Origin of the sequence: Pseudomonas sp. KCJK9111, from assembly GCF_046231935.1 — a bacterium.
GTDB classification, from domain to species: Bacteria; Pseudomonadota; Gammaproteobacteria; order Pseudomonadales; family Pseudomonadaceae; genus Aquipseudomonas; species Aquipseudomonas parafulva_B.
In genome coordinates this window covers 1-9,432 of sequence record NZ_JBJJMO010000104.1, presented here as the reverse complement: position 1 = coordinate 9,432, position 9,432 = coordinate 1, and the positions used below count along the sequence as shown (strand labels likewise).

9 protein-coding genes and 1 pseudogene are annotated in these 9,432 nt (G+C 59.4%); 2 read left to right on the top strand and 8 right to left on the bottom strand.

Features of this window, described 5'->3' with window-relative positions; all coding sequences use genetic code 11:
• Positions 1–226: 226 nt before the first annotated feature.
• Positions 227–781, top strand: a complete 555-nt coding sequence (locus tag ACK59L_RS21030) for a histidine phosphatase family protein (RefSeq protein ID WP_409275826.1) — start codon at positions 227–229, stop codon at positions 779–781.
• Here ACK59L_RS21030 and ACK59L_RS21025 read toward each other — a convergent pair.
• The 4 genes and pseudogenes from ACK59L_RS21025 to ACK59L_RS21010 all read right to left on the bottom strand — a co-directional run bounded on the left by ACK59L_RS21025 (position 763) and on the right by ACK59L_RS21010 (position 4,596).
• Entirely contained in the window at positions 763–1,548 is a 786-nt protein-coding gene (locus ACK59L_RS21025) for a sulfite exporter TauE/SafE family protein (protein ID WP_196134867.1), read from the bottom strand. The genes ACK59L_RS21030 and ACK59L_RS21025 overlap by 19 nt on opposite strands.
• A 142-nt stretch (positions 1,549–1,690) precedes the next feature.
• Positions 1,691–2,431 carry a methyl-accepting chemotaxis protein gene (locus ACK59L_RS21020; protein ID WP_371259668.1) on the bottom strand — a complete coding sequence of 247 codons (741 nt, stop codon included), beginning with the start codon at positions 2,429–2,431 and terminating at the stop codon, positions 1,691–1,693.
• A 114-nt stretch (positions 2,432–2,545) separates the two neighbouring features.
• Positions 2,546–3,577 (bottom strand): annotated as a pseudogene (locus tag ACK59L_RS21015) (cache domain-containing protein); the annotation flags it as partial.
• Positions 3,578–3,717: 140 nt separating this feature from the next.
• Complete coding sequence (locus ACK59L_RS21010) at positions 3,718–4,596, bottom strand: LysR family transcriptional regulator (protein WP_196134869.1); 879 nt, start codon at positions 4,594–4,596, stop codon at positions 3,718–3,720.
• A 99-nt stretch (positions 4,597–4,695) separates the two neighbouring features.
• Here ACK59L_RS21010 and ACK59L_RS21005 point away from each other — a divergent pair, with 99 nt between their 5' ends.
• Positions 4,696–5,124 carry a PACE efflux transporter gene (locus ACK59L_RS21005; protein WP_409275823.1) on the top strand — a complete coding sequence of 143 codons (429 nt, stop codon included), beginning with the start codon at positions 4,696–4,698 and terminating at the stop codon, positions 5,122–5,124.
• Positions 5,125–5,161: 37 nt separating this feature from the next.
• On the opposite strand, the gene ACK59L_RS21000 is transcribed toward ACK59L_RS21005, so the two are convergent.
• The 4 genes from ACK59L_RS21000 to folD form a co-directional block, all read right to left on the bottom strand.
• Positions 5,162–5,830 (bottom strand): GntR family transcriptional regulator, encoded by a 669-nt coding sequence (locus ACK59L_RS21000; RefSeq protein ID WP_196134870.1) that lies wholly within the window; start codon positions 5,828–5,830, stop codon positions 5,162–5,164.
• Between the two features lie 15 nt (positions 5,831–5,845).
• Complete coding sequence (locus ACK59L_RS20995) at positions 5,846–6,550, bottom strand: FadR/GntR family transcriptional regulator (protein WP_058637419.1); 705 nt, start codon at positions 6,548–6,550, stop codon at positions 5,846–5,848.
• Positions 6,551–6,594: 44 nt separating this feature from the next.
• Positions 6,595–7,905, bottom strand: a complete 1,311-nt coding sequence (locus ACK59L_RS20990; protein ID WP_058603776.1) for a C4-dicarboxylate transporter DctA — start codon at positions 7,903–7,905, stop codon at positions 6,595–6,597.
• 607 nt (positions 7,906–8,512) lie between these two features.
• A complete protein-coding gene (folD, locus tag ACK59L_RS20985; RefSeq protein WP_409275820.1) occupies positions 8,513–9,370 on the bottom strand; it encodes a bifunctional methylenetetrahydrofolate dehydrogenase/methenyltetrahydrofolate cyclohydrolase FolD in 858 nt (285 codons plus the stop codon).
• Positions 9,371–9,432 lie beyond the last annotated feature (62 nt).

The window sequence follows — 9,432 nt, the reverse complement described above, 5'->3', positions numbered from 1 at the left end:
CCATTTCGCAAAACCCCTATCTGCGCACGCAGGTAGGGGTTTTGTCTTTGGGCTGCAAAAAGTCTCAACGTTGCTTCTCCATCTGCCCGTGAGCAGGGCGTTGAAAAACAACAACTGCGCGTGATTAATGAATCATCCTGCATAGGCTAGGCCGCTCCGGACGAGGTCACCAGGATGATCACCTTCGGGGCTAACTGAATTCATTCCTACCCTCGAGGCCCTAAAGGTGAAAGCCACTCGCCTGACGATGATCTGCCATGGACTAACGCTGGCTCAAAAGCGTGGGTATTTCCCTGAGCCGGAAGAGCCACTGGTGTCCGTACCCCACCGCTGCGTACCGCACGGTACATTTCAGATCCTGACAGCGCCGGAACAGCGCGCTCAGCAAACCGCCCTGGCCTTGGGCGATGCAACGATTGCGTCAGGATTGGCGGATTGCAACATGGGGCGATGGCAAGGGCTGGCGTTAAAGCGCGTACAAGCCGAGCAGCCGTCAGCCTTGGCCGACTGGCTGGAGAACCCCGCGAGCGAGGTGCATGGAGGGGAGTCTTTTCAAGCGCTTTGCCATCGTATGAGCGTCTGGCTGAAGGATTTTGAGCTGCCGGGTGAATGGTTCGCTGTCACTCACCCAATGGTCATGCGTGCAGTATTGGTACAGGTGCTGGGCTGCCCAATGGTGGCAGCCCAACGTATCGATGTCCTGCCATTGTCCCGCATCGAATTGAGCTTCAGCGGACAGTGGCGGTTGAGGATCAACTGCCCTCAGAACGCCAGCTTATAGCCAATCAATAGCAGCATCGTGGCCAAGCACGGGCGCAGCACCCGGTCCGATATGCGCCCGGTCAGGTGGCTACCCAGGTAGATACCCGGCAATGAGCCCAGCAGCAGGTAGCCGAGCAATGACCAGTCCATGTTACCCATGCCCGCATGACCCAGCCCAGCCACCAATGTGAGCGGGACGGCGTGGGCTATCTCGGTGCCAACCAGGCGACGTGTAATCAGGGAGGGGTAGAGCAGGAAGAGGGCGACGGTGCCCAGTGCGCCAGCGCCGATGGAGGTGAGCGTTACCATGACACCCAATATGACGCCGGTCAGGACAGTCAGGGTATTGAGGCTACGATCGCTCAGATGGTAATGGTCACCGGCGTGGCGGCTAGCGAATGCCTGCAAACGCGATTTGAACAAGATAGCCAAGGCTGTGAGGATCAATACAACGGCCAAGCCCTGCTTGATGATCGCGTTCACGGCCGTGGTGTCGGTGTGCAGCGTACTGAGGAACCACAGCGTCAGTGCAGCCGCGGGAACGCTGCCCAGGCTGAGTAGCCCCGTGATCTTCCAATCGATGTTCTTGTTACGCGCATGTACCCATACGCCGCTGGCCTTGGTGATCGCCGCATAGAGCAGGTCGGTACCCACTGCCGTTGCTGGGTTGATCCCGAACCACAGCAGGATTGGCGTCATCAGCGAGCCACCGCCTACACCCGTCATGCCAACGATGAACCCTACGACCAATCCTGCAATGGTAAAACCGAAAGAACCTACATCCATACGCTACTCGACTGCCCAGCTTTGCCCGTTATCGGATGCAGCCAGCATATAGATTTTTTTATAGCCAAATAGACTTGTTCGTTATTAGGTTATAACTGGGGCAGCCCGCATCATGGCGCTGCCCCCATACGACGCTAAACAATCAGATCCGGAAACTGCCCACTAGCTGCTTCAACCGGCCGGCTTGCTGGGCCAATTGATCGCAATGGCGCAGCGTTTCGTTGAGATTCTCCACACCCTGCTGGTTCAACGCATTGATCTGGGTGATATCCAGGTTGAGGCTTTCCACCACGGCAGTCTGCTCTTCGGTGGCGGTGGCCACCGACTGATTCATGCCGTCGATTTCGCCGATGCGCTGAGTCACGCTGGCAAGGCGTTCACCCGCCTGGTTGGCTACCTGGACGGTTTGCTCACTGGAAACCTGGCTGGTGTTCATCGTATGCACCGCCTCGCGTGAGCCGACCTGCAGGCCGGTGATCATTCGATGGATTTCCTCGGCTGACTCCTGCGTACGGTGGGCAAGATTTCGCACTTCATCAGCCACAACGGCAAAGCCACGGCCGGCCTCGCCAGCGCGAGCGGCTTCGATGGCCGCGTTCAAGGCCAACAAGTTGGTTTGCTGAGAAATGCCCTTGATCACATCCAGGATCTTGCCAATTTCGTCGGTGCTGGCGTTCAGGGTTTCGATTTGTGCACACGATTCGCTGATGCGCTGCGACAGCGAGGTCATGGCGCTGATCGCTTCCTCCACCACGGCACGTCCATCGTGGGCCTGCTCACTGGCGCCGCTCGCATGCTGCGATGCATCGGCTGCGTTACGCGCGATTTCCTGGGTCGCGGCACCCAGTTCATTGATCGCTGCCGCCACGCTGTTGGTTCGCATGCTTTGTTCTTCAGAACCGTTGATGGAGGCATTGGAAGCGCTGACGACTTTTTCAGACAGGTCGTGGACCAGCCGTGTGGCCGAGGACACCTCGCTGATGGAGGCATGGATACGTTCAACGAAGCGGTTGAAAGACGTAGCCAATTCGCCGAACTCATCCTGATGCTGCACCGCCAGGCGGCGGGTCAGGTCACCTTCGCCTTCGGCGATGTCACGCATGGCGCGTCCCATGGCGGTCAAGGGGCGCATCAGCACCGGAATCAGCAAGCCAAGCAGGCCTGCGATGACAGCGACCGCGATGAGCATGGCTATCAGTGCCGAAGTACGGAACTGGCTCAGGGCTGCATAAGCCTTGTCCTTGTCGATCGAAAGACCGATGTACCACTTGGCCGAGGGCAGGCCGGCCACTGGCGCAAATGAGATCAAGCGTTCCTGGCCATTGAGCACGACGTCCTGCATACCGGGTGCAACGCGCAGGTTGGTGCCAGGGTAGATGTCCTTGAGGTTTTTCATGACCTGGTCTTTGTCAGGACTGACGATCACCTGGCCATCGCTGTCGGCGAGGAAGGCGTGGCCTATGCCGCCAAAGTCGACACTGTTGATGATTTCGACCAGCGTATCGAGGCTGACGTCGCCGCCCACTACACCCAGCAGCTCGCCGTTGGACCGGCTTTTGACCGGGATGGCTACCGTCACCACCAAGCCACCCACAGCCGCTTGATAGGGCGGCGTCAGCAAGGTCTGGCCGGCGTTGGCAGCTGCGCTGTACCAAGGGCGTTTGCGTGGATCATAGTCTGCAGGCATTTGCGCATCAGGGCGCTGCGTGAATACCCCGTTGGCCTGGCCCATGTAGGTGAAGAGGAAGTTGCGCGTATAGGAAGGCTGATCCACCAGGCCAGCGAGGGTGTCCCCCGTTCCGAGCTGGGCAATATCTTGGGCCAGGTTTTCCAGCACCAGAATGCGCCCGCTCATCCAGTTCTGCACGCTGCTGGCGGTCAATGCGCCGGATTGTTCCACCGATGCCTCGATGTTCTGCCGGATTGTATTGCGTTGCAGGTAATCGTTGTACAGCGTGAACAAGGCGAATGCCAATACCACTACGCCGCTGGCGCTGAGCAGAATCTTGTGGCGAAATTTCAGGTTCATGTTTCGAGACCTTGAGCCATTAACGGGAGGGCACAGCGCGGGTGTGGTGCGCTGTCAGCCCTGTCGAAAGGGGTATCGGCGTGGCGGGTAAAAGGTTGATACGCCTACGGAAATTTCTCACAGCTTTCGACAAGCGGCGATCACCTCAAGGCCAGCCGCTCGACCAGCATCCTGGCAGCCTTGAGCAGCGGTTGCTGCTTACGCCAGAACACATGCACCGGGAGTTGCAGCTCGTTGCGCGTGTTCTGGAAGGCCAAACGTTTCAGGCGGCCTGCCTCCAACAGCGGCGCGACCCGGGACAGCGGCAGATCACCCCAGCCCAGGCCTGCCTCGACCATCTGCAAGGCGAGGTCGAAGCTGTCGGTCGTCCAATGCGTGGCACCAATGACCATGCGCGGGTCGGTCAACGGCAGGTCGCGGCTGCGTACCAGGATCTGCCGCACGCCTGTAAGGTCTTCGAGGTTCTGTATTACACCAGGCCGTGCGGCCGGATGATGGGGAGCAAGGGTCGCCACCAGAGACTCGACGCCAATCAGCTGAAACCCGCGCTGCGGGTCGACGTGAAGACCTGCAAATGCCACGCACAAGTCGGCCCGACCGCTGTCCAGCAAATCCAGCGCTTGTTCTTGCGGCGCACTCAGTATCGCGACTTCAAGCAATGGATAACGTTTGCCTAGCTCGGCAATGGCCGCTATTAGCAGTTGCTGATCGACGTCCGGCACCACCGCCAGGGTCAGGTTGCTTTCCAGGCCCTCGGAGAGCTCTACGGCATGCACTTGCAGCAAACCCAACTGCTCGGCAATCAGCCGCGCATGGGGCTCAAGCGCAAGGGCTTGGACTGTGGGTCGAACATCGCGAGCTCCGCGCTGGAACAGGCTGTAGCCCAGCTCGGCCTCCAGGTTGCCGATTGCCATGCTGACTGCCGAGGGCACGCGCTGCAGGCTGCGCGCGGCGGCAGAGAATGAGCCTTTGTCCAGCACGGTGAGAAAAACCTGGATAGTTTCACTGGTAAATGACATACGCTTCTCCTGTCAGTCAGGCTGAAATCTGCTGACTTTTGCTGTCAGATGCAATGACGCACTATACCCGGCCCAAGCCATTTAGATGAGGTCGATGCAGTGCAGGGTTTGAAGCGCAAACTGGTTTATGTGACGTTTTACGAGTTGATCGGCCTGTGCATGTCAACCTTGGGTCTGGCCTACCTGTCCGACACCCAGGCTTCTCACACGGGGCCGCTCGCGGTGATGATCACCACCGTCGCCATGATCTGGAACCTGGTCTACAACACGCTGTTTGAATATTGGGAAAGCCGGCAAGCCACACGAGGGCGCAGCGTGGCTCGGCGCGTAGTGCACGCAGTAGGGTTTCAGTTGACCCTCGTGATCTACCTGATTCCGCTGATCGCATGGTGGTTGGACATGAGCCTGCTCGATGCGCTGCTGGTGGACATGGCATTCATCGTGCTGGTGCCTTGCTATACCTTTGCCTACAACTGGGCTTTCGACAAAATGTTCGGCCTGCCCAGTTCGGCAATGGCAGCAACTTGAGGCGCTGCTGTCAGCAGGTTCGCTGAAATCACCTGGCTCAGTCCAGTTGAAGCTTGGCTTCAAGCCGGTCAAGGTGCTCGTTCATGAGGGCGAGGGCGGACTGTGCATCGCCTCGCTCGAGCGCCTCGATCAGCGCTGCATGCTCTTGCCAGGCGCAATGGTCACAGCACGGTGACTCGTAGCGCGCAATGATAAGGGACGTCATGGGCACCAACCCATTGAGAAAGCGCGACAACGGAGCATTGTCAGCCACCTGGGCCAGTTTCAGGTGAAACTCACCACCCAGACGTATAGCGGCGCAGCGTTCGCCCTTTTCATGATGCACGCGTTCACGCTCGACCAATTGGCGCAGCTGCTTGAGTTGCCCGGGACGGGCGCGCTCGACGGCCAGGGTTATCAGCGTGGTTTCGGCAAGCCGGCGCGCGCTCAGTACCTGGCGTGCCTGATTCGGATCGGGCGCAACCAGATGAGCCGTATGGCTTGGGCGTTGTACCACTACCTGCTGGTCGCTCAAGCGGCCTAGCACTCGGCGGATGACCGTACGGCTCACGCCGAATGCCTGGCCCAGCGCTTGCTCTGGCAGCAAAGTGCCAGGCGGCAGGCGTTGCTCCAGAATGGCATCGAACAACCGTGGGTAGATCTGTTCGGCGCAAAGCCGGGTTTCACCGGCTGCAAGCAGGTCGGGCAGGTGATGTGCACCCTTCATGATTGCTCTCCTGGATTATGGGTGCCGATGTTCGTCCGGCACATTGAGCGCAATGCCCATGCGCAAACCTTCGGCGAGAATGTGTTGCCGCATCTGGGTGCTGGCCTGGGTGCTATTGCGCTCACGAATCGCCCGCACCACGGCTTCGTTTTCCTTGAGACGGGCAGCCAGGTGCTCGGGTGAATTGCGCAGCATGTCCGCGCTTTGCTTCAGGGCAATGCCCGTTTGCTGTACGACGCTCTGGAAAATGGGGTTGGTGGTCAGGGCAAACAGCGCCTGGTGGAATGCAATGTAAGCGTTCATGCCTGCTTCGCTGTCATCGGCCTCAAGGGCTTCACGCATGTCCATCAAGGTCAACCGTAACTGGCCGATGTCCTGGCTGTTGGCCGACTGGGCCACCAGTCCGACGATGAAGGGTTCGAGGGTATAGCGCAGTTCAAGCACATCGGCGAGGCTGGCCTGTGCACTGGCAGTGGGCGCCGAAGCCGAGGTAGCTGTATCGGCATCCAGCACCAGCACACCTTTGCCTGGCAAAGCGCGCACCAGCCCAAGGGTCTCGAGCACGATGACCGCCTCACGCAGGCTCGGGCGGCTGATGCCCAGTTGTTCGGCCAATTCTCGCTGGCCAGGGAGCATGTCGCCACTGCGCCATTGGCCACGGGCGAGGGCTTGACGCAGCTTTTCCACCACAGCGTTGACGACGGTTGATGAGCTGATCACGTTTCGCTCCTTCAGGGGCCGGCATGCGAGCCGGCCCTTTTCTTTCAGAATTCCTGTTGGTGGGCTGCAGGCTGCTTACGCGGGTTGTGCGCAAAGCCAGGCTTGCCGTCGAGCACGTTCTGAGCGCGCTCCAGGTCGATGTCTTTTTCCCAGCGGGCGATGGCCACGGTGGCAACGCAATTGCCGATCAGGTTGGTCAACGCGCGTCCGATGCCCATGAACCAATCCACAGCCAGTACCAGTACCAGGCCCACCACCGGGATCGCAGGGACTGCCGTCAGTGTCGCGGCAAGAATCACCAGCGCCGAGCCTGGAATCCCATGCGCGCCCTTGGACGTTACCAGTGAAACCAGCAAGATCGTCAGCAGGTCTGTCATCGCCAGGGGCGTACCGGTGGCATTGGCGATGAAGACAATGGCCAAGGTCAGGTAGATGGAGAAACCATCAAGGTTAAAGGAATAGCCAGTTGGAATCACCAGCCCGACCGTTGAGCTGCCGATGCCCAGGTGTTCGAGCTTGCGCATGATCTGCGGTAGCACGGCATCGGAAGAAGCCGTACCCAGGACGATGGTGAGCTCTTCGCGCAAATACTTGATCAGGGGCAGCAATTTCAGCCCCGACAAACGCATGACGGTACCCAGCACGATCAGCACGAACCCTGCGCACGTGAGGTAGAACAACGCCACCAGGCCGCCCAGATGCTGGAGCGACTCCAGGCCGTACTTGCTGGTCGTGAAGGCGATGGCGCCGAACACGCCAATGGGCGCCAGACGCACGATCATGCCCATGATGCGGAAGATCACATGGCTAAGCTCGTTGATCAGCCGCGAAATGCCCGCAGCCGAATCGCCCACCAGGTTGAGCGCGCTGCCGAACAGTACCGAGAACAACAGTACCTGCAGGATGTTGTTGTCAGCAAAGGCACCTACCACCGAGGTGGGGATCAGGTCCATAAAGAACGCTGTGGCGCCATGGATATGCTGACCACGCTCGGCCAGGCTGTTGGCATCAGCGCCGGACAACTGGTCGAGGTGGATGTTGGCGCCGCTACCGATACCACTGGTGAACGCGAACACCAGGCCGATGACCAGCGCCAGCGTGGTAAGCACTTCGAAATAGATGACCGATTTGAGGCCGATGCGACCGACCTTCTTCAGGTCACCGGCACCGGAAATGCCGCTGACCACTACGCAAAAGACGATCAGGCCGATCAGCATTTTGATCAGCTTGATGAAGCCATCGCCGAGGGGTTTGAGCTGCAAAGAAAGGTCGGGGAAACTCAGGCCGCAGGCAACGCCAAGGGCCAAGCCCAGCACGACTTGAAGGAAGATCGAACGCGAGCACCATTTGAGCATGGGAGTGATCTCAGGTCGGTGTCCTTGCTTCGTTGGCCGCACGGGGCGAATGAGCGCAGGACTTAATTATTGTGGTCTTACCGGTTTGTTCAGCGCTTGGCCATAAAACGCCTATTTTCGGCGCAGTGCAAGCTTTTTTGGCCTTACCGGTCTGACCAGTCATGGTGCACGTAAGCGCTCGATGCTCTGTTGGAGTGCGGTAAGTGTCAGCTCACCCATCAGAGTGCCTAGCGCTCAGGCAACAGGCTACAGGCAGCAATAAGCTTGCCATGGAGGGCGGCATTCAACGCGAAAGAGTTTTGGATACAGACCTCAAGGGGATGTGATGAGGCTTGCGCAGGCCCGCGGGTTTAGCGCATCTGTATTTATTGGAAACCCAATGGGGCAATGGATTGTTGGCTGAACCATGCAATGCGAATTGTCACGCGCTGGCAGGAGGAGCTGAGAGGAGGGCGTTCGATATCAGAGGTGCGCGATTAGCGGTGACTAAACGCAGCGGCAGGGCGGGCAGGCTGGCCAATAATCGAATTCGCCTGAATGAGGATGGGGCGGTAGATAACCGCCCGTCGCTCAAGCAATGACGGCAGGGCCGCCATGCTCGCTTGCCTCAATCGCCGTGAAGCGTTTCGGCCGCATACAAGGTGTTTTCCAACAGGCAGGCGCGGGTCATCGGCCCCACGCCGCCCGGTACCGGGGTAATCCAGCCAGCACGGGGAAGGGCGGTTTCGTAGACGACATCGCCCACCAGCTTGCCATCCTCCTGACGGTTGATACCGACGTCGATGACGATGGCACCTTCCTTGATCCATTCGCCCTTGACCAACCCAGGCTTGCCGGCGGCAACGACCACCAGGTCCGCGCGCCCGATATGCCCTGCCAGGTCCTGGGTGAAGCGATGGCACACGGTGATCGTACAGCCGCTGAGCAACAACTCCAGCGCCATTGGCCGTCCAACGATGTTCGAGGCCCCGACGATCACGGCATTCATGCCGTACAGGTCCTGCCCGGTGCTCTGGAGCAGGGTCATGATGCCCTTGGGTGTGCAGGGGCGCAGCAGCGGGATACGCTGTGCGAGGCGACCGACGTTATAGGGGTGGAAGCCGTCCACATCCTTGTCCGGGCGGATGCGCTCGAGCAGCAACGACGCGTCGAGGTGCGCGGGCAGCGGCAGTTGGAGCAAGATGCCGTCAATGGACGGGTCGTCATTGAGGCGATCGATCAGTTCAGTAAGCGCTTCTTGCGTGGTGTGGCTAGGCAGGTCGAAGGCCTGCGACAGGAAGCCTACTTCTTCGCAATCCTTGCGCTTGTGCGAGACGTAGACCTGGGAGGCAGGGTCGGTGCCGACCAGAATCACTGCCAGGCCCGGCGTGCGCAGGCCCTCCTGGCGCCGCTGCGCGACACGTTGAGCGATTTGCTGGCGCAGCTTGGCGGCAATCGCCTTGCCATCGATTAGTTGTGCAGTCATAGACGCGTGATTAACCATCGGAAGGGAAACAATAAAGAACGCGTATTCTCGCACGACATGGC

Bases quoted from the DNA above. Each gene is read 5' to 3' on its own strand.
- ACK59L_RS21010 (WP_196134869.1), bottom strand. From the start codon at position 4,596: ATGTCATTTACCAGTGAAACTATCCAGGTTTTTCTCACCGTGCTGGAC.
- ACK59L_RS21020 (WP_371259668.1), bottom strand. From the start codon at position 2,431: ATGCGAACCAACAGCGTGGCGGCAGCGATCAATGAACTGGGTGCCGCG.
- folD (WP_409275820.1), bottom strand. From the start codon at position 9,370: ATGACTGCACAACTAATCGATGGCAAGGCGATTGCCGCCAAGCTGCGC.
- ACK59L_RS21025 (WP_196134867.1), bottom strand. From the start codon at position 1,548: ATGGATGTAGGTTCTTTCGGTTTTACCATTGCAGGATTGGTCGTAGGG.
- ACK59L_RS20990 (WP_058603776.1), bottom strand. From the start codon at position 7,905: ATGCTCAAATGGTGCTCGCGTTCGATCTTCCTTCAAGTCGTGCTGGGC.
- ACK59L_RS21000 (WP_196134870.1), bottom strand. From the start codon at position 5,830: ATGAAGGGTGCACATCACCTGCCCGACCTGCTTGCAGCCGGTGAAACC.